General features: G+C 67.6%; 19 protein-coding genes and 1 pseudogene. 12 read left to right on the top strand and 8 right to left on the bottom strand.

The window, feature by feature from the left end; genetic code table 11:
- Positions 1-19: 19 nt before the first annotated feature.
- The 3 genes from ACFYNU_RS34970 to ACFYNU_RS34980 form a co-directional block, all read right to left on the bottom strand.
- A complete protein-coding gene (locus ACFYNU_RS34970; protein ID WP_356596650.1) occupies positions 20-622 on the bottom strand; it encodes a TetR/AcrR family transcriptional regulator in 603 nt (200 codons plus the stop codon).
- Positions 623-1,054: 432 nt separating this feature from the next.
- Complete coding sequence (locus ACFYNU_RS34975) at positions 1,055-1,441, bottom strand: SDR family NAD(P)-dependent oxidoreductase (RefSeq protein WP_356596684.1); 387 nt, start codon at positions 1,439-1,441, stop codon at positions 1,055-1,057.
- A gap of 137 nt (positions 1,442-1,578) precedes the next feature.
- The gene (locus tag ACFYNU_RS34980) at positions 1,579-2,184 is read right to left on the bottom strand and encodes a TetR/AcrR family transcriptional regulator (protein ID WP_356596652.1); all 606 of its coding nucleotides are present in this window, start codon (positions 2,182-2,184) and stop codon (positions 1,579-1,581) included.
- A gap of 276 nt (positions 2,185-2,460) precedes the next feature.
- Here ACFYNU_RS34980 and ACFYNU_RS34985 point away from each other — a divergent pair, with 276 nt between their 5' ends.
- On the top strand, positions 2,461-2,853 hold the full coding sequence (locus ACFYNU_RS34985; protein WP_356596654.1) for an ester cyclase: 393 nt from the start codon (positions 2,461-2,463) through the stop codon (positions 2,851-2,853).
- A gap of 297 nt (positions 2,854-3,150) precedes the next feature.
- On the opposite strand, the gene ACFYNU_RS34990 is transcribed toward ACFYNU_RS34985, so the two are convergent.
- Complete coding sequence (locus ACFYNU_RS34990; protein ID WP_356596656.1) at positions 3,151-3,522, bottom strand: MmpS family transport accessory protein; 372 nt, start codon at positions 3,520-3,522, stop codon at positions 3,151-3,153.
- Positions 3,523-3,707: 185 nt separating this feature from the next.
- On the bottom strand, positions 3,708-4,232 hold the full coding sequence (locus ACFYNU_RS34995) for a DUF4232 domain-containing protein (RefSeq protein ID WP_356596658.1): 525 nt from the start codon (positions 4,230-4,232) through the stop codon (positions 3,708-3,710).
- A 364-nt stretch (positions 4,233-4,596) separates the two neighbouring features.
- Between ACFYNU_RS34995 and ACFYNU_RS35000 the strand changes: the two genes are divergently transcribed.
- From ACFYNU_RS35000 to ACFYNU_RS35020, 5 genes are all read left to right on the top strand, one after another.
- Complete coding sequence (locus tag ACFYNU_RS35000) at positions 4,597-5,049, top strand: SRPBCC family protein (protein ID WP_356596660.1); 453 nt, start codon at positions 4,597-4,599, stop codon at positions 5,047-5,049.
- 83 nt (positions 5,050-5,132) lie between these two features.
- Positions 5,133-6,092, top strand: a complete 960-nt coding sequence (locus tag ACFYNU_RS35005; protein ID WP_356596662.1) for a serine/threonine dehydratase — start codon at positions 5,133-5,135, stop codon at positions 6,090-6,092.
- Between the two features lie 159 nt (positions 6,093-6,251).
- Positions 6,252-6,386, top strand: coding sequence for a hypothetical protein (locus tag ACFYNU_RS35010; protein WP_356596664.1), 135 nt, complete (start codon positions 6,252-6,254; stop codon positions 6,384-6,386).
- Positions 6,387-6,651: 265 nt separating this feature from the next.
- On the top strand, positions 6,652-8,253 hold the full coding sequence (locus tag ACFYNU_RS35015; RefSeq protein ID WP_356596666.1) for an NAD(P)-binding protein: 1,602 nt from the start codon (positions 6,652-6,654) through the stop codon (positions 8,251-8,253).
- 282 nt (positions 8,254-8,535) lie between these two features.
- Complete coding sequence (locus ACFYNU_RS35020) at positions 8,536-9,069, top strand: peptidylprolyl isomerase (RefSeq protein ID WP_356596686.1); 534 nt, start codon at positions 8,536-8,538, stop codon at positions 9,067-9,069.
- 183 nt (positions 9,070-9,252) lie between these two features.
- Here the strand turns inward: ACFYNU_RS35020 and ACFYNU_RS35025 are convergent, their stop codons facing one another.
- Both ACFYNU_RS35025 and ACFYNU_RS35030 read right to left on the bottom strand, forming a co-directional pair.
- Positions 9,253-10,359: a hypothetical protein gene (locus ACFYNU_RS35025; protein ID WP_356596668.1), complete on the bottom strand. Its 1,107-nt coding sequence runs from the start codon at positions 10,357-10,359 to the stop codon at positions 9,253-9,255.
- A 439-nt stretch (positions 10,360-10,798) separates the two neighbouring features.
- On the bottom strand, positions 10,799-12,328 hold the full coding sequence (locus ACFYNU_RS35030; RefSeq protein WP_356596670.1) for an alpha/beta hydrolase: 1,530 nt from the start codon (positions 12,326-12,328) through the stop codon (positions 10,799-10,801).
- Between the two features lie 552 nt (positions 12,329-12,880).
- On the opposite strand from ACFYNU_RS35030, the gene ACFYNU_RS35035 reads away from it, so the two are divergent.
- The 5 genes and pseudogenes from ACFYNU_RS35035 to ACFYNU_RS35055 all read left to right on the top strand — a co-directional run.
- Entirely contained in the window at positions 12,881-13,471 is a 591-nt protein-coding gene (locus tag ACFYNU_RS35035; protein ID WP_356596672.1) for a TetR family transcriptional regulator C-terminal domain-containing protein, read from the top strand.
- A gap of 560 nt (positions 13,472-14,031) precedes the next feature.
- Complete coding sequence (locus ACFYNU_RS35040) at positions 14,032-14,874, top strand: helix-turn-helix domain-containing protein (protein ID WP_356596674.1); 843 nt, start codon at positions 14,032-14,034, stop codon at positions 14,872-14,874.
- Positions 14,875-14,951: 77 nt separating this feature from the next.
- A complete protein-coding gene (locus ACFYNU_RS35045) occupies positions 14,952-15,569 on the top strand; it encodes a dihydrofolate reductase family protein (RefSeq protein ID WP_356596676.1) in 618 nt (205 codons plus the stop codon).
- Between the two features lie 142 nt (positions 15,570-15,711).
- Positions 15,712-16,305 carry a hypothetical protein gene (locus ACFYNU_RS35050; protein WP_356596678.1) on the top strand — a complete coding sequence of 198 codons (594 nt, stop codon included), beginning with the start codon at positions 15,712-15,714 and terminating at the stop codon, positions 16,303-16,305.
- Positions 16,306-16,464: 159 nt separating this feature from the next.
- A pseudogene (locus tag ACFYNU_RS35055) lies at positions 16,465-16,599 on the top strand (AAA family ATPase); the annotation flags it as partial.
- A 25-nt stretch (positions 16,600-16,624) separates the two neighbouring features.
- Here the strand turns inward: ACFYNU_RS35055 and ACFYNU_RS35060 are convergent.
- Entirely contained in the window at positions 16,625-19,135 is a 2,511-nt protein-coding gene (locus tag ACFYNU_RS35060) for a Helicase associated domain protein (protein WP_356596680.1), read from the bottom strand.
- A gap of 274 nt (positions 19,136-19,409) precedes the next feature.
- Here ACFYNU_RS35060 and ACFYNU_RS35065 point away from each other — a divergent pair, with 274 nt between their 5' ends.
- Positions 19,410-19,670 carry a hypothetical protein gene (locus ACFYNU_RS35065; protein ID WP_356596682.1) on the top strand — a complete coding sequence of 87 codons (261 nt, stop codon included), beginning with the start codon at positions 19,410-19,412 and terminating at the stop codon, positions 19,668-19,670.
- Positions 19,671-20,411: the final 741 nt, after the last annotated feature.

Consider the following 20,411-nt stretch of genomic DNA (forward strand, 5'->3'; position numbering starts at 1 on the left):
CAGACCGCGTCTGCGACGCTCACGTCAGAAGTGAGGCCAGGCCATTGAGCGCGACCTGGCGCAGAACCTCGGGCGTGAACCCGGCCTGTGCGGTTACGCGTAGTCCGAAGATCAGCGTTATCACCAGCAGAGCCCCGTCGCGCGGCTCGACATCAGCTCGGATGCTGCCGTCGAGGCGCCCGGTTCGGATCACGCCCTCGATGAGATCCAGATGCTCACGCAGATCCTGGTCGAGAATGCGGGGCACGCGCTCGTCCCGCTCACGTAGATCCGGGCTCATCATGGTCTGCACGACCATGCAACCCGCCGCGTGCCCGTGCTCAAGCGCCACGCGCTCTTCCTCGACGAGGCCCTCGACCAGGAGGGTCAGCCGCTCGGCGCCGTTGAGCCGATCATCGTCCAGCGCACGCGCGTAGCGCTCGAGCGCCAGACCCGTATACCGGTCCAGCGCACGCACGAACAGCTCATCCTTCGAGGTGAAGGCGTTGTACAGACTGCTGCGCCGGACCCCTGCCGCCTCGCACAGCCGGTCCGTCGAGGTTTCGGTGAAACCATGCACCCGGAACTCCGCCGCCGCCGCGTCGAGCACCGAGTTTTCGTCGAAGGATCGTGGCCTACCCATCCAACCGACTGTATCAGGTGCTGAATTCACGGAAACTAAAGTCTTCCGCTCGGTAGGGGGATGTTTACCAGTGCGTGAACCAAAGGCGTCAGGAACGGCATATCGCGCACTTCAGGCGGCTTTCAATGGCGATAGCTCGAAGCCAGTAATTCCCAACACGGTGCATGGCATTCGAGTCGGAATCGAAGACACGAGCTTGCTGCCGGGCGGACGTCTCGCGGCGAACAGTTCTCGCAGAGGTGTCGACCACCTCGCGTGCGGTCCGCGGCTGGTCACGCGGACAGGCCCACCATCGCTGCGCTTTCGTGCCACAAGAGGTTTCGAGCACTGTCGTCGCGGGCGAGCTGCGAAGGGTCGGGGAAAGTCACTTCGCCTCTGACGACTGACAGATAGACACGTCCGGCCGGTGGCGTGATCGAGCCGAGAGCTGCCTCAGCAAGTACCTGGCCCGTGCGCTCGACCGTTCCGGGGTAGAGGGCGGGCCTGAACCGGCTGCTCAGGCGCAGCAAGGGGAACAGGGTCGCCCGCGCGACGGCCAGAGCGACGGGTGACAGGCCGAGAAGTCCGGTGGTCGGGGGTACCACCTCGTAATCCTGCGTTGAGCACCAGCACGTCGATCTTGCCGTCACCGAGACGCTGCGCCACTGTGCGCGCGAAGACGCGGACGCTGTCGAGAGACATAAGATCGAGTGGCAGGGCGTCACTGCCGGTGGGTACGGTCCGTCCACTCCCGCGGGCTCCGATGACCATCTGAGTGCCGGGCTCGCTCGTGATGATCCGCGCGGCGTGTGCGCCAATCCCACTGGTGGCGCCGGTCATGACGACGGTCTTCACGGCGTTCTCCTTTGCAATCGCCACCCCGTGGCGCGCAGCCAGAGGCCAACACCCAATCTGCTAACACCGCGTCACGTCATGCGGCGCGCTGAAGCGGGCGGCTGTTGGTGACCAAGCAGCAGCTAGGACAGCCAGCGGTCAAGTGTCATGTCGGCGATGTCCTGGAGTTCGTCGCGCCCCATCCCGCCGGCCGCCTGGACGGCGATGCCGAACGTCACCGTCGTGATGTAGCGGGCAAGTCGTTTCGGGTCGGCGTCGTCGGGGAGGTCTCCCTCCTGGACGGCCCGCTGAAAGCGCTCTTCCAGGCGTTGGGCTGAGTCGTTGCGCCAGCTGACGAGCACGTCGTGGGCGGGTTGGTTCCGGTCGCTCGACGCCAGCGCCCCCTGCACGCCCAAGCAGCCGGGTGGACTGTCGGGGAGGGTGGTGGTCCGTACCGCTCCGCGGAGAAGCGCCTCGACCACGCCTCGCGCGGTCGGTTCCTCCAGGGCGCGGGCTCCGTAAGAGGCCGGGCCCTCCGTATAGCGTTGCAGCGCTTTGCTGAACAGCTGCTCCTTGTTGCCGAACGCCGCGTACAGGCTTGGCTTGGTGATGCCCATGGCGTCGGTCAAGTCGGTCAGACTCGCCCCCTCGTACCCCTGTTCCCAGAACACCCGCAGGGCGCGGTCGAGGGCTTTGTCGATATCGAACTCCCTGGGCCGACCCATGACGGCACTGTGTGAATCACCCATACAGGCAGGGTACTCCTCATCAGTACCGATCGGTACTGACGGGCGTCGCCCGAGGCGTGACGCTCATAAAGACGCAGGTGGCGGCCCAGTGGCTGGACCGGTCCCGGCGTGACATCGGCCGCCGCCGCAGTGCTGCCGGCCGACTTCTGTTCCGATCGGAACAGAAGTTGTGTACTGTGAGTTCCAGAAAGAGGCGGGCGCTCCGGCGGGATCGCAGGAGGTCGTCACGGGTCGCCATCGCCGTCGCCGTAACAGCGGGCCAAAGGAGAGGTCATCATGTCGGACCAGGATCTGCGCGAGTTCTTCGGGCGTTACATCGAGGCGCTGAACACCCACGAGTTTCACCGCATGACCGAGTTCGTCCACGACGAGCTCATCAAGAACGGTCAGCCGGTCACTCGGGATGATGTCATCGCTGAGCTGGAGGGCCACGGCGCGGCGGTGCCGGACTTCACCTGGCGGGTCAAGGACCTTGCCGTCGACGGCGACCGCGTCGCCGCCCGCCTCTTCAACAAGGGCACGCCCGCGAAGGAATGGTTCGGCGTCAAGCCCACCGGCGCCACGGTCGAATACGCCGAGTACGCCTTCCACAAGGTGCGCGACGGGCGCTTCTACGAGATGAACTACCTCATCGACGCCCAGGCCGTCCAGCAGCAGCTCGGCGCCTGATCACGGCGACCTTTCGGCTTCTCCGACTCCCCGGGCGGACCACGAAGACCGGAAAGCCGAACTGCCCTCCCCCCAAGCCCGCCCCACTCAGGGCGCCACCCTGTCCAGCAGCGATCGGCCGGCACACTTCCCGGCGACACGCTCCGCGACAGGGCGGCGCCCTGACGCGCGTTTGGCGAGCGCGTCCCACGTTCCGGCTCGGATTGTCGGCCCCAGGACAGTCACAAGGATCGGGCGCGGCCGTTGGCCAGGGGCTGTCAGGACAGCGGGCGGTACGCCGTGAGGGTCGTCGCCGGATCAGTCCTGAAGGTTCACGGAGCAGGACACCAGGCCGTCGGCATCCGGCTGCCGCTGCTCGTCCTTGAGTTCTCCGTCGACGAAGATGCGGCAAGCTGTGTCGGGGCCGGCGTCGGTGACGGCCACCTCGCTGAAGCCGAATCCCACGTTCCGCGTCTTGTTCCAGGGCAGTTTCCGGTCGGCGTCCGTCTGACCGTCGTTGTCACCGGGAAAGGCGTAGCCGACGTCAGTCTCGCCGTCTCCCGTCACCTCCAGCTTTACGTCCCAGCTCTGGCGGAACACACCGCATCCGGTGATGGAGGCGACGGCCAACGACAGGGCACCGGCCGTCAGCAGCAACTTGGTGAAGGGGCCGGCCTGGGAGGACTTCACGGCAACTCCTTTTGGTGGATGGACTCTTGCCGGACGGGGCTCGGCCGCCGATGCTCCGCGACGCCCGGATGGCCGACCCTAACCAACACCACCAAGTGCGATGGGCGATGGCATCCCCGTACGACTTCGTCATCGGCGTCCACGGGCGCCGGGCCGCCGCACTGTGGCGGGACCCGGCGCGGGGATCAGCTGTACGGGACGGCGTCGGCGGGGTCGGCGTGCCAGTTGGTGGCGACGGGCCAGTCGACCGTGACGGTGTGGGGGAGCTTGAGAGTGACGGCGTTGTCCTCGTCGCCGGCGACGGAGAGGTGGAGCTGGCCGAACTGGATGCCGTTCTCGTCGTTGGTGCTCTTGGGGTTGATGCCGGCGTAGGCGGCGGTGGAGCCGGAGAGGGTGACGCCCTCGCTGACGCTGTGCTCCACGGGTGACACATGGCTGCTGCGGCTGGAGCCGAAGAACGCGGTGGGCAGGATGCCCTCCAGGTGGCAGGTGACGCCGGACTTGGCCTTGGTGGTGACGAGGAGGTAGCCGCCCGCCTGCGTCTTCGAACTGACCTTGAACGTCAGGTCGTTGGTTCCGCAGATCCGCGTGGTGTCCTTGCCGCTTCCGCTGCCCGCGGTGGCGGTGGCAGCGGTGGTGACGGTGAGGGCCACGGCCGCGACTGCGGCCAGGGTCAGGCGGGCGGGGCGGGTGGCAAGGTACGAACGCATCGACATCTCCAGAGTGCGCAAGCAGGTCGTCCAGCGGTCTGCTGGGACGACCTCAGCTTGGTCCGCGATCTGTCCCGCCCGCCACAAGAGACGATCATTCTGGAAAGCTGGAATGCTGGAAGGGGCGCTGACCAGCACAGACACTGCCGTCCTGGGACGGCCCGCTGGGACGGGGGCGGGCCGGCGGCGAACTGACCCGGCCTCAACTTCGGTGCGCACCACTCGCAATGAGAGTTCCCGCGATGCCCCCGAGGGGGGCGTCGCGAGGCCAGTGGCCGGGCCCTGCCTCGGGCAAGGTCGCGGCAAGGTACGGGCAGTAATGTGCGCGCTGGGCAAGGATCATCAAGGAGTCAGGAGCGCGCGAGTGGCCGAGGTCGAGGTTCGACGCACGATGGCTGCTGACTCGCAGGATGTGTACCAACTGATCGCCGACGTGACGCGGATGGGGGAGTGGAGCCCAGAGGCCACCGGAGCCCAGTGGCTGAGTGGTGAGCCGGGTGCTGTCGCATCCACGTTCCGCGGGAACAACCGCCGTCCTTGGGTGAAGTGGAGCACGGTCTGCACCGTCACGATCGCTGACCCCGGGAAACGTTTCGCCTTCGACGTCAGGGCGGCCGGTAAGCCGGTCTCGACGTGGGAATTCGAGATCATCCCGAATGCCGCCGGGTGCGAGGTTGTCGAACGCTGGTTTGACAGGCGCAGCGCGTTCTACAAGATGACGTCCGTGATCACTGTAGGGGTGACCCGCCGCTCCGTACGTAATCGGCAGACGATGGAGCGCACGCTGGAAGCACTGGCATCCGCGGTGCGGAGCTGAGTGGGCCGAGCGTTCCGCCGAGCCCCGGCCCCTTCGGCGATACGACCGAAATGGCGATCCCCCCGCAGAGTTGGACACAGCACATGAACACACAGCAGCCCGTGAACATCCCCTCCTTGAACGACATCGTGCGTGCGGCCGGACGGATCCGCGAGGTCGTGCGCCGCACACCCGTAATACGGGTGGCGGCCGGGGAGTTGGGCGTGGCTGTGCCCGTCATCCTGAAGCTGGAGTTCCTCCAGCACACCGGCTCCTTCAAAGTCCGCGGCGCGTCCAACGCGCTCGCCCACCTGCGCGCTGCGGAACGCGGCGCCCCGACCGCCGGCGTTTGCTGCGCATCGGGAGGCAACCACGGAGCCGCCGTCGCCTGGGCGGCGCGCGAAGCGGGCCTGCCCGCCACCGTGTTTGTGCCCGACTTCTCGCCCAAGGCCAAGACCGACATCATCGAGTCTTTCGGCGCGCGCCTGCGCCGCGTCGAAGGCTTCTACGCCGACGCACTGGCAGCCAGCCAGGACCATGCCCGGCACGAGGGCGCCTTCCACATCGACGCCTACGACGACCCGCATACGGTGGCAGGGCAGGGCACGCTCGGCCTGGAGCTCGCCGAGCAAGTACCGGAGGGGCAGCCCGTGCTGGTCGGTTGCGGCGGCGGAGGCCTGTACGCGGGGGTCGCCCTGGCGCTGGACGGGCGCAACCGCGTCACCGCAGTTGAACCATCCACAGCGCCCTCGCTCACAGCGGCGCTGGAGGCAGGGAAACCGGTGGACGTAGAAGTCGGCGGGATCGCCCTGGACAGCTTGGGCGCCCGCCGGGCGGGCCACATAGCCACCGCTGTAGGCCTCTCACTCGGCATGAACACCCTCACCGTCGCGGACGAGGACATCGCCGCCGCCCGCGCACTCCTCTGGCAGCGGCTACGCATCGTGGCCGAACCCGGCGGATCCACCGCGCTCGCCGCGCTGCTCGCCCACCCCGAGCACTTCCCGGACGGGGCCACCGTCGTCGTCTCAGGAGCCAACACGGCACCCTCGTCGGAGTACTGACCGCTGAGAGGGAGCCCTTGGGCAGTTTCTGACCTCGGAACCGGCCGGCGGCGCGGGCCATCGGATCGGCCGCCGCCAAGTACGCGCGCAACCCCGCACCTTGATCAGCAGTCGACACTGACGACCGAAGATGTCACTGCCACTCAGGGGGACACCGACATGAACAACGCGCTGCGCAAGAAAGCGCTCACGCTCACCGCGGGACTGGCACTCACGGCCGGTCTGGTCGCCGCCGGACCGGGGACCGCTCACGCCGGTGAGCAGATGCACCGCCTGGTGGTAGTCGCACCCTGAACACGCGGGCGCCGGGAACCTGCCGGCCGGGGACGGACGGCTCGGCCCGACCCGGCGCCTCGCGTGGAACGCTGTCCCTCTGTTGCCGGTGAAGTCGGGCGCCCGGTGGCGAGCGGGGCTCAGGTGTGCTCGGGGTGCGGCCGGTGGGTGGCGGGATGACACTGGCAAGGGGGGTATTCGCTGCCGGGCGAGGGGGTGCGGGGGCTGTCCGGTGAGGCACCGGGGGAACGGCTCGGGGTCCTTGCGACGCATTCGAGGTGCGGTCATGTTCTCTGTGCGCAGTGGTGGGCATCGACGTGGGCGGCCGTCCGGCCGGGACGGACCGGCAGGTGACGCGGGCGGTGCGGGTTTCGACGCGGATGTCATCGTCGTCGGTGCGGGGCCGGCGGGCCTGGCGGTCGCCTCGACGCTGGCGGAGCGTTACAGGGTGCTGGTGGTCGATGCCCGCCCGCCGCGCAGCAACGCCCCGGGGGAGTCGAAGGTGGGGCGGGTGCACAAGTCATGGTTCTGCCCGCACGACTGCCTCTACGACAATCCGGACCTCCTCGGCTGCCGCAAGCCGCACGGCATCCGCCGCTATCTGATCCGTACCTACAGCGGAGCGCGCCAGGGTGGCGGCGGCCGGTTCGACCTGGCCTGGGAGCCCCGCCAGTTCGATCACGCCGAGCCCGGCGACCGCTACCCCTACCTGGACGAGTACAAGCTGATCGAGCACTGGGAGCGGAAACTGGAGGCCAGCGGGCACGGCTCCCGCATTCAGCGGGGCCGCCTCTACCAGAGCCACCGCACCGTCCCCGGCGGTGTGACCGTCCGTTTCCGGCCCACCCCCGACAAGAACGCCGGCGACCGCCAGGAGGAGCCTGCCGCGAGCGGCTCCGGAGGGCCCGAGGAGACCGGCGAGTCCTACCGGTGCCGTCTGCTGCTCGATGCCAGCGGCCACGACTCCGACATCCGTAAGAACTATCCCGACGAACAGGCCCACCTCTACTGGTGGTCGGTCTTCGGAGCGCTCGTCGAACACCCCGAGGGCGCGATCGGCCCGCCGCCCGGCAAGGGCAGCCGGATGGCCGTCGGCGACTACATGCTCTGGCAGACCTTCGCCGACACCAACGCCGACCCCGACACCCCGCTGCGCGAGGGACGCCCCGTCTTCGAGTACGAGATCCTCGACGAACGCACCAGCTTCCCCCTGATCCTCTACCTCCGCCCCGAACAGGTCCCGATGGAGGAGGCCAGGACCGAGTTCCTGCGCATCCTCAACGAGGAGGAGGACACCGCCCCATTCCGCGAGGCCACGGTCGGGGAGTTCAAGTTCGGCCACTACCCCTCCGGGCGCCGGTTCCAGAGCTTCGCCCAGGACCGCGTCGACTTCATCGGCGACGCCGGACTGTGGACCACTCCCGGCGGTTGGGGAGCCAGCTTCATTCTCAAGAACTACGCGCCCTACTGCCGGCGCCTCGCCCGTCTCCTCGACCAGGACCGCCTCGGCAAGAAGTCCCTGCGCCGGCTGCCCTCTGGGCACAGCAAACCCGCCGAGTTCCTCATGAACTGCCTGGCCACCCGTTTCCTGGCCTTCGGCACCGTCGCCCAGCTCGACCGGTACGTACGTCTCTTCCGCGAGACCGACCCGTTGATGGTGGAGAAGATCTACACCATGCGCGCCGGCCCCCGGGAACTGTGGAAGTTCGGCCGCACCGCCGCCCCCACCATCGGCCTGCGCTCCCTGTGGACGGCCCTGCCCCGCAGCGAACGCGCCCAGATCCTCGCCGACTGCGCTCGGGCGGTCGTGCAGTTCACCAAGGAGTCCGCCCTCCAGCTCACCGGCCGCACGCCCGAACGCGGATTCGCCGTGTTCGCCGAGAAATAGACCCCCACAGTGCTCCCGGGCCATCAGCTACGCGGGCGGCATTCTGACGACGGAGAAGCACTGCCCCTGCCGACGACTCTTTGGCCTCGTCCTCGTCGTGAGGTCGTCTGACCCGCTGGGGCCTGGCACCGGTGCGTTCGGGTGGCACTGCTGACGGGCTCGTGGAGAGCGGGCCGTGGGCGGGCAGTACTGACGTGCTGGTCATGCGTCTTGTCCGTGCTGCCTTCCTGAAAGGTCCGCGACGTGCGACGTCGTTTCGTGGTCGTCTCCGGCGACGCCGCCATGGCCCTCGTTCTTCCCCCAGCCGGGGCCGGTGCCGCGTCCAGGAGGAATGTCTTCTTCGATGTCTCCGCCGGCGGGAATCCGCTGGGGAGGATCGAGTTCGCGCTGCGTGATGGTGTCGTGTCCCGGACCGCGGCGAATTTCCGGGCGCTGGCCACCGGTGAGAAGGGCTACGGCTACAAGGGGTCGGTCTTCCACCGGGTCATCACGCGGTTCTCCGTGCAGGGCGGTGACATCACCGCGCACGACGGGAGCGGCGGCAGGAGCGTCTACGGCCCGTACTTCGACGACGAGAACTTCGCCCTCCGACACGACCGGCCGGGCCTGCTGTCGATGGTCGGCGACGGCCGGCCCCACACCAACAGCTCGAAGTTCGCGATCAGCACCGATCCCACGCCCTGGCTCGACGGCAAGCAGGTCGTCTTCGGATCGGTCGTCAGGGGCATGAGCATCGTGAAGGCGATCGAGAACTTCGGCTCTCCGTCCGGCAGGACAAGCCAGAGAGTCGTCGTGGACGAATGCGGAGTCGTCTGAGAAGCCGTCCCAACGCACGAGTGATGCCAAGAGACCCCCGTACAACGGGGGTCTCTGAGGCGCGTCCGCCGAGTGCGGTCGGGGTCAGCCTGCGAGTTGCTTCTCCAGGGCCTCGGCGTCGTGAATGGCCGACATGTGCAGGAACTTGCAGACGCGGGACCAGGCCGGCGATGTGGCGGTAGCTCAGTTGGCCAGGCTGAAGTCGCCCCCGATCGCGGCTGCGATCTTGTCGACTCCTTTCAGCGCGGTGAGCGTGGTCACGGGCGTGCTGCTGTCCGTGGTGGTGCCGTTCCCGAGCTGACCGGAGCCGTTGCTGCCCCAAGAGCGGACCGTGTCGTCACCGATCAGGGCGACGGTGTGCTCCCGGCCGCCGGCAACCAGTTGGACGCCGGTCAGTCCGCGTACCGGTACGGGAGTGTTCCGCTGGTCGGTGGTGCCGTCGCCGAGCTGGCCGGAGGTGTTCCGGCCCCAGACGTGGAGAGTGCTGTCTGTGCCGGTGACGGCCAGGCTGTGATTGCCTCCGGCGGCGATCAGCGACACCTCACCGGACCAGGTGTCCTGGGTCTTGACGGGGGTGTACCGGTTGGTGGTGCTGTCGTCGCCGAGCTGGCCGGTGGCGTTGTGGCCCCAGGCCATCACGACGCCGCCGCTGCCGGGCCCGCCGACCAGGGCGAGGTTGTGGTTGGCCCCGGCGGCGATCAGGGTGACACCGGTCAGATCACTCACCTGGGAGGCGACGTTCCTGCTGGCGGAGGTGCCGTCGCCGAGCTGGCCGTTGACGTTGTGACCCCAGGCCCAGACGGTGCCGTCCTCGCGGAGCGCCAGGCTGTGGTTCAGGCCGGCGCTGATCGCGATCACCTTGTTGAGCCCTTCGACCCGCACCGGGACGCTGCTGTCCATGTTGGTGCCGTTGCCGAGCTGGCCGTAGTTGTTGTGCCCCCAGGCGACCACGGTGTGATCGGCCAGCAGGGCCAAGCTGTGCGACGCACCTGCGGCGATGTCAGTGGCGTTCGAGAGGTTGACGACCTGGCCGGGCGCGTTGTGACTGAACACGGAGCCGTCACCGAGCTGGCCCGAGCCGTTGGCACCCCAGGACTGCACCGTGCGGTCGGTCAGCAGCGCCAGCCCGTGACCGGTCGTCGAGCCGCTGCCGCCCGAGGCGATCTTCATCACCTCGGCGCTGGTGAGCCCGAGCACCGTGGTGGCGGTCGTACGGAAGTCGGTCCAGGTCCCGTCACCGAGCTGCCCGGCACGGTTGTTGCCCCACGACTTCAGCCGCTTCTCAGCCATGTGATGCCATCCTTCGATATCGAGAAGAGAGGACGGATCGGAGGCGGCTGGAGCAGCCGTGCCCGGCTGCCGACGCTGCCCCCAACCCGGAAGGTAACCTTCCGCAATCAGTTGATCACTATGGGCAGTAGTCCTCTGGATGGCAAATCCCGTACATCTCGAACCCAGCATCTGGGGCCGGGCACCGGGTGGTGCCCGGCCCGGCTGCGCCGGTTGTTGACCCATGCTCCGAGCCGGCGCTCCCGCTCGTCCTGGTCCTCGCCGAAGACGATCCGTTCGACGTCCCGGCTCGGCAGGGCACAACGCCGGAACTCGGGACCGGCGTTCCGGAACGGCCGCGCGGCGAGGGTCAGACGGCGATCTTTCGCAGCAGGTGACTTCCCCAACATGGTTGCGAACCAGCGTGAGGCCCGTAGGGTCAGGCCCGGAGTCGAGCGTGTCACAGGCTGCAACGGGCGCCGGTGGGCGGGGATTCGAGGTCGAGGAGGTACTTCTTGACCACGTCGTCGACGCACTTGCTGCCGCCGAGTAGGTAGGCGCCGTGCTGCTTGCCGTCGACTGTGAGCAGGCTGCCGTCGAGGGCTCGCGCCATCGCGATGCCGCCCTTGTGCGGCGTCACAGGATCGCCGGTGACGGACACGACGAGCGTCTCGGGGATGTCTTCGGCATCGGCGAGCCAGGGCTCGTCACGTGTTGGCGGCGCGGGCCACGCCTCGCATTCGCTGTGGTGGTTGCCCGTCGTGAACACGTCGATGTCGAACATCGGGGCGGCCTCCCCGATCTTGCGTGCGAGCGCGGTCTGTTCCTCCGGCGTCGGACGGGGTGAGTCCATGCAGCGCACAGCGATGTTCGTGTCGGGATCCATGCCGTAGGCGCCGTCCGCCGTGCGGGCGAAGAAGGCGTCACGCAGGGCGAGCATCTCGTCGGCGTTGCCCGCTTCGAGTGCGGCCAGGGCGGAGATGACGGCGGGCCATTTCTTCTCGGAGTACAGTCCGCCGCTGATGCCGAGGTAGAGGTCCCAGACGCTCAACTCCCGGCCGCCGGTGGTCGGTGCCGGTGTCTCGATGAGCGGTTGGACGATCTCGTGCAGGCGGTCGTTCGCAGCCGCGGGGTCGGGGCCGAGAACGCAGTCGGGCGATTCTGTGCAGCGTGCGGCGAGATCGTCGAACCGTGCCTGGAGTCCGGTGAAGGAGGAGAGTCGGAACTCGCTCGCCGTCAGGTTGGGCGAGACGGCGCCGTCGAGCACGATCGCGCGGACCTTTTCGGGGTAGGTCGCGGCGTACATGGCGCCCAGTTCGGTGCCGTAGCTGTAGCCGAGATAGGTCAGCCGGTCGTCACCGAGCACCTCTCGCATGATGTCCATGTCGCGCACGACGTTGGTGGACCCGGCGTTCACGAGGTTCGCGATGCCGCCAGAGCCGTCGGCGCAGCGCTCTGCGAGTTCGGTCGCCTCCCCGGTGTTCGTGATGTCGTACACCGCGCCGAACCGCGGTGCGTCGCCTGCGTCGTACTGCTCGTCGGTGTAGCAGTCGAGGGGCGGGGTCGACGACCCGATCCCGCGAGGATCGAAGCCGACGATGTCGAGGCGCTTGGCGACGGGACTCGCCTGCCACAGTGGCAGGGTGGACGCGACGAGGCTGGTGCCGGATCCTCCGGGTCCGCCCGGGTTTATCAGCAGCGAGCCCTCGGCCTCACCCGTGGCGGGGAGGCGCGTGAGCGCGACGTGCGCCTTCTTCCCCTTCGGCTTGTCGTAGTCGAGCGGTACCTCGACCGAGGCGCACTGGAGCGCCGGGTTCGCGAACAGCTTGGCGTCCGCCTTGCTCGTCGCGGTGTCCTCGCATCCGACCCAGTCGAGCTTTTGCCCGAGATAGGCGCCGAGGTCCGCGTCCGCGCCGGAGTCCGGTGGAGGAGAAGCGGGCGTGCATCCGGCGAGCAGGAGGAGAAAACCCGTGGCGGCCGCGCCGAGCACGGTCCCGCGGTATTGGGTTCGAGGGTGTGAGCGCATGCGTTTCTTCCGTGTCGAGCCGCGGTCGTGCGCGAGGGTGCGGCGGTGGTTTGACGGTCTGTTCTCGGTCGGGGCGCTGAGGTGGCCGACAGGGCGGCACGTGAGGCCGGCCGTGATGGTGAGAACCGTGTTCGCCCAGGGTGGCTGGTGGGTGACCAGCTCAAGCAGCTACGGGGCGAGGATCAGCAGATGAATCATCAGCACGGTGACAGCGCGGGCGGCGAGGGCTCGCCCGGATCCGGGGCCGGGCGTCGACCAACCTTTCCGCATCGCCGTCGAGCCCGTCGAAGCCGTCGAATCCGTAAGGATCTTTCCGCGCCGCACCGGTCCAGAGATCGTGCCGGTCGCTCATCGTCTCCCCTGTCCGGGGTCGTGACGGAACAGAGCACGGCCACGACCCCTTCTAGCATGCCCGTGCTAAACGAAACTAGCACAGGCATGCCAAAGATTGACTAGGATGGGGCCATGCCTAAGAGAGTCGATCCGGATGTTCGCCGAGAGCGGGTCGCCGACGCCGTGATCGAGGAGATCGCCGAGCATGGGATCCGCTCGGTGACCCTCGCCCGGATCTCCGCACGCACCGGCCTGGCCATCGGGAGCATCCGCCACTACTTCGGCGACACCGTCCGAGAGGTCATGCGCTTCACGTTGGGTGTCGTCCTGCAACGCGCCGCGAGCCGCGACGTGAAGATGTCCGACGATCCGGTCGCGCGGCTTGTGGATGTGATCGCGTTCACCGCTCCGACCAGCGAGCAGGAGCGCAAGGAGAACATCGCTCTCGTCGAATACCGCGTCATGGCGCGCACGGACGCGGAGCTCGCATCCGACATCGCTGCCACGTCCCTCGCGGGCGCGGAGGTGATCCGCTCGTTGCTGCGCGATGCGCTGGCCGACCGCGCGATCGACGAGGAGGCGCTGCACCGCGAGGCGCTCCTGCTGTTCGCCCTGGTCGAGGGCTTCTCGTTCAGTTCGGCGCTATTCTCCGCCCCGTTGAACGAGGCGGACGTCCGTGCCGTCGTGACGGCGAGCGTGCGACGTCTGCTCGATGCTCTCCCTCCTTCCGGTGAAGCCGTCGAGGGAGCGGCTGGAACTGAGAGGGAACTTTGAGCGTTTGACGCGTTTCATGGCCCTCGCCATGTTTGTGTTGATTCACGGACGATGCGGCGGGCCGTGTGCGCGATCATCGCGATGCGGACCATGGCGGTGGTGCGGCGGGGAGGGCTTCACAGCCGCGGGCCAGGCGGTGGTGGTGCATGAGTCGGCCCATGGTGTGTTCGACCACCCGCCTGTGGCGAAGGCGACGGAGCCCTCGGTGCCCGGGGTGAAACGGTGTGCCTCTTGAGATGAAGCGGAGCAGATGGGGCGCAACGACGGCTTCGCAATCTCCTTCACTCCATCCGAACCGTTGCCTCCTCTGGGCCCCGCCGGCCACTCACCACGAAACATCCCCCAACATGACATAGATGGGTGAAACGCCTCCAAGTCGGAGGCTGAACAGCCGTAACTACCCGCAGTGGTTGGTAACAGAAAGCGGCCGTTAGGCGGGTCCAGCAGAGCTGCGATGTCGCTCACCAGCCGCGCGCCTGGCGTTGCGGCCGCCGGACAGCGGCAAGGATGCCCACGCTCCGCTTGAGGCGGGCCGGACCCTCGTCGGCGATACTGGGTCCATGGATTACGTCGGCTGGGTGCCCGCCCCGCCGCTTGACCGGTTCATCGACGACGTCTACTGCCTGACCGGGGTGCCGGGCCATCGCCGGATCAGCGTCTCGCCGATGCCGTCGGCGCACCTGTACATCAATCTGGGTGAGCCCGCACACCTGTGGGATTCCGACCCGTCGGTGCCTCCGGCAGCGTTGACGGATGGATGGTTCATGGGCCTGTGGACCAGGCGTTTCGTTCTTGAGTACCCCACTCGGGTGCACCTCGTCGGGGTCCACTTCAAGCCTTGGGGATTGTCACCGTTCGCCGGTGTACCGACGAATGAGCTGCGGGACCGATGGGTGCCGGTCGACGACCTCTGGCATCGGTCCGTGGACCGGATTCGCAACCAGGTCGGCGACGCCGCTTCGGCAGCCGCAACGCTGCGGGTCCTGGAGAGAGAGCTTCGATCGCGGCTCGTCGAGCCGTCGGCGCGCGGTCTCGACCTGGTCCAGCACACGGGCGGGTGGCTGGAAGCCTCGCACGGCGCGATCCCGGTCGGTGCATTGAGCGATGCCGCCGGGGTGAGCGCCAATCACCTGGCGGCGCAGTTCAAGGCTCATGTCGGGGTCACTCCGAAGCGGGTTGCCCGGATCTACCGCTTCGCGCGGCTGATCGAGTCAGTGGACTCCCTGGGCCCGGTCGACTGGTCGGAGCTCGCGCTTACGGCGGGCTATTTCGACCAGGCCCACTTCAGCAAGGAGTTCAAGGACTTCACCGGCCGCACTCCCACGGAGTACCTGGCGCTACGGCGCCGGTTCACTGCGGAGCAGGGGTTCTCGCAGCCTGGTGGCCCGATGCCCGTTGAGTGATTTTTTACAAGCGCGGCTGTCTCTTGGCTGAAAATGTTGGACGCGTCCGCTCCGAGTGACGTAACAGGGAGAGCCTCATGGGCGCAGTGATCATGCACAACGTGGTGTCGGTAGACGGCTTCATCGCCGACGAGAACGACGGAGTCGGTCCGCTCCACGACTGGTACTTCAGCGGGGATTCGAAGCTTACGGAAACTGGCACGGGGGACGGGGATTACGACCACTCCGACGGGGGAGGCGGCTTCAAGCTCTCGCGTGCATCGGCGGCGTACGTCCAGCCGGTGTGGGACTCGATCGGCGTGATCGTGATGGGCCGCAGCTTCTTCGACCTGATGAACGGCTGGGAGGGCCAGCCGCCAGTGGGTGACCACGTGGTCGTGGTTTCCCACCGGCCCAAGCCCGAGGGCTGGCACCCTGAGGCTTCGTATCACTTCGTCGATGGCGTGAAGGCCGCGATCGAGAAGGCCCAGGAGCTCGCCGGTGACCGGGTTGTCGCCGTGAGCGCCGGCGAAGTGGGCGGCCAGATTCTCGCGGCCGGTCTTGTGGACGAGGTCGCGATGGACGTGGTGCCGGTGGTGTTCGGATCGGGCAAGCGCTTCTTCGGTAGCTTCGACGGGCAGCAGCAGCTGGAGGATCCCCACGTGATCGTCCAGGGCAACCGGGTACTGCACCTGAAGTTCAAGGTGCGCCGCTAGTGAAGCTCATCTGGGTCCGGATGCCGGTGCCCGGCCCGCAACGCGTCGCGTCACAGCAGACGACACCACACCATCGGCGCGGACCTACGGGTGGACGAGCGCCGACATGCCCCTGCATATGGTTGACGTTGACAATGAGCGCATGGATGTCCCTGAGCTGCTCGAATCAGCCTCCCTACTGGTCCCGGAGGAGACTGCCACCGAAAACGACATCACGGTGCGAGACATCTGGGACTACCTCGCCCATGACGAGTGGGAGATCGCTCTGGGCCTGCTGGAGGAACTCGGGGACGGTCGCTCGATCCCTCTGGCGTTTTGGGAGAAGCTCGCCGACGCGGCTGAGCAGCTCCGTCTGGAGCGGAGCGCGGCCTGGTGCCATTGGCGGTGCTCCGAGATCCGCAATGGCGTGATCCGAGCAGATCTGAAGCTCCGCCCGGCTGCCGAGAGTCGACGCACGACACCAATCTCCGGTGCCGGGGTTCTGCGGCCTATGTGGGACATCGGACACCTCTCGCCCACCGGTGATCGTGCGGTCAGCATCGCCGCGCTCTGGGTTGAGAGCATGCCCATTCTGGAGCCTGGCGGGCAGGCTGCGGTTCGCCTCGTGCCCCTCACCCCCTCCCATTGGATGCACGTGCAACTCGGCCAGCAGATCACCATGCACGAAGACCGAACCGTGGCCGGGACCGCAGTCGTTCTGGAGGTTCATCGCCCTGCAACCGTGTCCAGAGAATGACGTGCCCGGGCGCTCACGGCAGGGCGCCGACAGTTGTCCACCCATAACTCCGGGCGGCTGCTCGGCGGCTTCGCTGGTGCGGGCGGTGAGCTGGAAAAGGTCGGGTAGCCCAGGACGACGGGTGACTGCTTCTTCTCCTGCTGGGCTTCGAGAAGCCCAGTGCCCCTGCCCCGCCGGCGAGGCTTGACCGAGCAGGCTGCCGACGCCGCGATCGACACCGCCTGCCGACTGCTGCGACTGCCCTCGATCCGCAACGACTTCAATGAGATCGCCGACCGGGCGGTCAATGACCAGCGGAGCGGGCCATTGGCTCGCTCACTTACGACCAGTGCATGCCGATCGCGGACAGCTGCTCCTCCCGCTCCGGTGTCAGCGCGGCGGCCCTGCTCCGTTGGTTGTTGACCCATGCCCCCAGGCGGAACTGGAGCTCCCGGCCGTCTTCGGAGAGCACGGTCTCGACATGCTTGCGGGGCACTTGGAGGTGGCCCTCGCGTTCGAAGTACTGGTGGGCGGCTGCGAGGTTGGCGGTCCATTTTTCGGCCTGCGTACGGCGCGGCTTCGGCTTCTCATTCTCGGTGGCGGGTTCGATTCCGAGGACGTGTTCGCTCATCCACTGTTGCCCGGTGGTGAGTTGATCCCAGCCGAGGCGTACGGACCGCACCCAGCGTCCGAGGTCTTGGCCCTGGCGCAGGACTTCGCCCGCCGTGGTGGGCAGCGTCCCGCCCTCTTCAAGGTGGAACCGGACGAGGTGGAAGGCGCGCTGCCATTCCACGGGCCAGGGCGGGCACCAGGACGGGTCGATCTCTTCCAGCTGCTCACGCCGCCATTCCGGCATGGCCCACACCGACGACTCCACCGGCAGCCCCTCGGTACGCCGATGCTCGATCTCCTGCGCTTTTCGGGCGGCTGCCCTCGCGTTCTTCAGCCAGATGCCCACCTTCGCGCCCTTGTAGGTGGCGTCCAGCGGGGCCAGGAGGTGTCCGTGTTCGGCAGCCCACCCGTGCGCGGAACTCAGCCCCTCCTCCCAGGCGATGTCGAAGTGCGACCAGATCATGCCGAGCTTCTCCAGCTGCGCGACGCGGTCCTCGTTCATGTCTCCGCGAGCGTAGAAGCGCCGGTTGTCGGCGATCCAGTGCCCGAGGGGGAAGTTGGCCAGTGAGGCCGGCCATTCCGTGGTTTTCGGGTCCTGGTCGTCGACGGTGGGCACGCGGTAGGTGAACGGGACGCGGAGGTCGCCGTGTTCGCGGGTGTAGATGACGGCGGCCTCGATGCCGCGTCGCCAGTGCTCGTGCTCGGGGTTGAGGACGCGCAGGCTGATGAACGCGGCCAGCTGCGCCGGGTCGCGGTGCGTGCTGAACCTCAGGAGGGCCTTGGCAGGGGCACTGGCATCCCCGGAGCTTTCGTCGCTCCCGCCCGCGCTCTCCCCGCTGCTGTCCTTGGCGACTGGCTTGTAGCGGCTCGGGGCCTGTTGCTCCGCCAAGTGCTCCACGACCCGGGCGTCGTGGGCCCTGAGGGCCTCCAGGAGCTTGGCGAGTCCGCCGTACGCGCGGGACGTGAGCATATTGTCGGCCGTCTCGCCGGGCCCGAGGAGGACCGGGACGACCAGGCTGGCCATTTTGCCCTCGCCGGGCTGCATCCGCAGCGCGCGGCCGACGGCCTGGACGAGGTCTGGCATCGAGCCGCGTACGTCCGCCCAGTACACGGAGTCGCAGTTCTTGGTGTCGACGCCTTCGCCCAGGACCTTCACCGAGCCCAGGTAGCTCTTCTCCACGACGCTGCCGTCCGTGGCGATCCCGGAGGCGAACTCATCCAGCACGCGCCGGCGGTGGAGCGGCTTGTGGTCGCCGCACAACCAGTCCGCCCAGATCGTCTCGGGGTACAGCTCAGGGTTGGCGGCATGCAGCTGTGCGGCGACCTGGGGAAGGCCGGCTGCGAACGCTTCGGCCTCCTTCACCATGTGGTGGAAGGCCAGCGTACGGTGGAAGCCCTCCTCAGCGGACGCCTTCACCAGGGCGGTCTGCAGAGCGGCGAGCCGGGCCCCGCGGACCTCGTCCGATCGACCTTCGGCGCCCAGGAGTTGCGCGGCCTGGAGCGCGGTGTCGGTGACGTCGACGCATACGACTTGATAGGGGGCACAGATGCCCCGGTCGATGGCCTCTGAGAGGGTCAGGGTGAACGCCCGGCTGCCGAAGGGCCCGTCCGGGGTGTCGTCCATGCTCGCGACCAGCTCGCCGGGTGTGCCGGGCTCGTCCTCATCTCCGAGCTGCCAGAGCCGGGGTGTGGCCGTCATGTAGAGGCGGCGCTGGGAGGGAATCTTCTGATTGTCGTGGACGACTGCCCATGGCTTCCCGATCCGGCCCGAAACTCGGTGGGCTTCGTCCACGACGATCAGGTCCCAGGCCGCAAGACCCGCAGCGTGCGCCCGCTCCAACGTGCCGAGCCCCAGGCTGGCGTATGTGGCGAAGACGGTGATCTTGTCCAGGCCCCTTGTCCACTCCACGAGTTCGTCCAGGTCCGTGGTGTTGGGGAAGCCCGCTTCCTCGCCCCGCAGTGAGGACACCCCGATCATCGGCCCCCCGCGGCCGGCATCGTGCCACGCGGACTCGGTCTGGGCGAGCAGGTCCAGCGAGGGAACGAGGACCAGTACCCGGCCCGCACGGAGTTCCTCCGCGCTGCGGGCTGCCACGAGTGTCTTCCCGGACCCGGTCGCCATGATCACTTGTGTGCGCAGGCCCCGCTCGGGCATAAGTGATCTTGCAGGGAATTCCAGCGCGCTCCGCACCCTGTCGACCGCTTCACGCTGATGGGGCCGCAACTCTCTGGCCGTCACTTCCGCTCCCACCACTTTCTGGGACTCACACTCACGAGAGACACCTCAAATAGCCTGAGGAATAAGGTCAGTTACGAGTTTCAGGCAGCGCATCCTGTCGGGCGGAGCGTGCACCGGAGGCGAGATGATGGGTACGGCGAACAGGCCTCTGTTCCTCAGATGGCGCCTACCCTTCAGTCCAGAGTCTATCTCATGCACATTTTGAATCATCGCTTCTTGCCCGGCCCCGGCACGACACGGTTTCGAACCACGCCCCGGGGGCAACCGGCCTGTCATGGAAACCAACGAAGGCACCGAAGAAGCGATTGCGACCCAGGGGGACGAGCACCATGTCGTCCTCAGTGCCGACACCAACGGCGACGGAAAGCCCGATGTCTGGATGACGGACACGACCGGCGACGGCAAGGCGGACCTCTACCAGTTCGACACAACCGGTGACGGGGAGATCGACGTGACGGTGGTGGAAGGAGCCGAGGAGCCCGGCACCGACCGGCTCGTAGTTGAGGGAGACGGTGGCCACCCTCAACAGGTGTGAGCTCTCGTACGACCGCGGCCGGGGTTCACGAACCACCGCACCCCCTTTGCTGTCGGCCAGCCTTTGGCAGCTGGAGCGGGGACTGCGGTTCGGTCGGAGGCGGATCCTTGTCGGCGACGTGGTCCGGAGGCCAGCAGCGGCCGAAGGGCGGCTCGTGAACTGCTTCCGGGCGGAGAGGCAGTCGGCAATGACGTTGTCGTTGAAAAGGGTGGGAGCGGGGGCGATGGAAGCGGCTAGGTGGTCGGCGGATCGTGAACGCTTGGCGCAGTGGGTCCCCGAGGGTGAGCGTATGACGGCCGGCTGTGCGGTGACATACGGGCGCATGCTGTGGGGCTTGGCGCCGCGGCGGGCTTCACTCCTGCTGACTGACCGCCGGGTGCGAGTGCTACGTCACCGAGGTAATGATCTCCGCTACGGGATACGTGGCATCTGGTTCGAGATGATGCGTGGCGAGGCCGAAGCGGTGTGCGTGAATCCACAGGTGCGGGTGGAGCTCGACCAGGGGCAGGAAATCGAACTACGCCGGCATGACGTCGGATCAGAGCGCTTGTTGATTAGCCAGTGGGACGCGGTACATGCCGAAGCCCTGTACGGGGCGTTTCCTTCCCGGGAGCCGGACCCGCAGTAATGCGATTACGGCACCAGTGTCAGGCGGGGGAGCGCAGCGGACCCGCCCGGGAGCGCGCAGCGCTCTCAACTCCGTTACCAGTCCACAGAGTTCAGAGCCGCGCCCGGCGGATC

The sequence above is a fragment of the Streptomyces sp. NPDC006643 genome (assembly GCF_042870175.1).
Taxonomy (GTDB): Bacteria; Actinomycetota; Actinomycetes; order Streptomycetales; family Streptomycetaceae; genus Streptomyces.

Coding starts and splice junctions, on each gene's coding strand:
- ACFYNU_RS34970 (WP_356596650.1), bottom strand. CDS start 622: ATGGGTAGGCCACGATCCTTCGACGAAAACTCGGTGCTCGACGCGGCG.
- ACFYNU_RS34975 (WP_356596684.1), bottom strand. CDS start 1,441: ATGACCGGCGCCACCAGTGGGATTGGCGCACACGCCGCGCGGATCATC.
- ACFYNU_RS34980 (WP_356596652.1), bottom strand. CDS start 2,184: ATGGGTGATTCACACAGTGCCGTCATGGGTCGGCCCAGGGAGTTCGAT.
- ACFYNU_RS34985 (WP_356596654.1), top strand. CDS start 2,461: ATGTCGGACCAGGATCTGCGCGAGTTCTTCGGGCGTTACATCGAGGCG.
- ACFYNU_RS34995 (WP_356596658.1), bottom strand. CDS start 4,232: ATGCGTTCGTACCTTGCCACCCGCCCCGCCCGCCTGACCCTGGCCGCA.
- ACFYNU_RS35005 (WP_356596662.1), top strand. CDS start 5,133: ATGAACACACAGCAGCCCGTGAACATCCCCTCCTTGAACGACATCGTG.
- ACFYNU_RS35010 (WP_356596664.1), top strand. CDS start 6,252: ATGAACAACGCGCTGCGCAAGAAAGCGCTCACGCTCACCGCGGGACTG.
- ACFYNU_RS35015 (WP_356596666.1), top strand. CDS start 6,652: ATGTTCTCTGTGCGCAGTGGTGGGCATCGACGTGGGCGGCCGTCCGGC.
- ACFYNU_RS35020 (WP_356596686.1), top strand. CDS start 8,536: ATGGCCCTCGTTCTTCCCCCAGCCGGGGCCGGTGCCGCGTCCAGGAGG.
- ACFYNU_RS35025 (WP_356596668.1), bottom strand. CDS start 10,359: ATGGCTGAGAAGCGGCTGAAGTCGTGGGGCAACAACCGTGCCGGGCAG.
- ACFYNU_RS35040 (WP_356596674.1), top strand. CDS start 14,032: ATGGATTACGTCGGCTGGGTGCCCGCCCCGCCGCTTGACCGGTTCATC.
- ACFYNU_RS35045 (WP_356596676.1), top strand. CDS start 14,952: ATGGGCGCAGTGATCATGCACAACGTGGTGTCGGTAGACGGCTTCATC.
- ACFYNU_RS35050 (WP_356596678.1), top strand. CDS start 15,712: ATGGATGTCCCTGAGCTGCTCGAATCAGCCTCCCTACTGGTCCCGGAG.
- ACFYNU_RS35065 (WP_356596682.1), top strand. CDS start 19,410: ATGGAAACCAACGAAGGCACCGAAGAAGCGATTGCGACCCAGGGGGAC.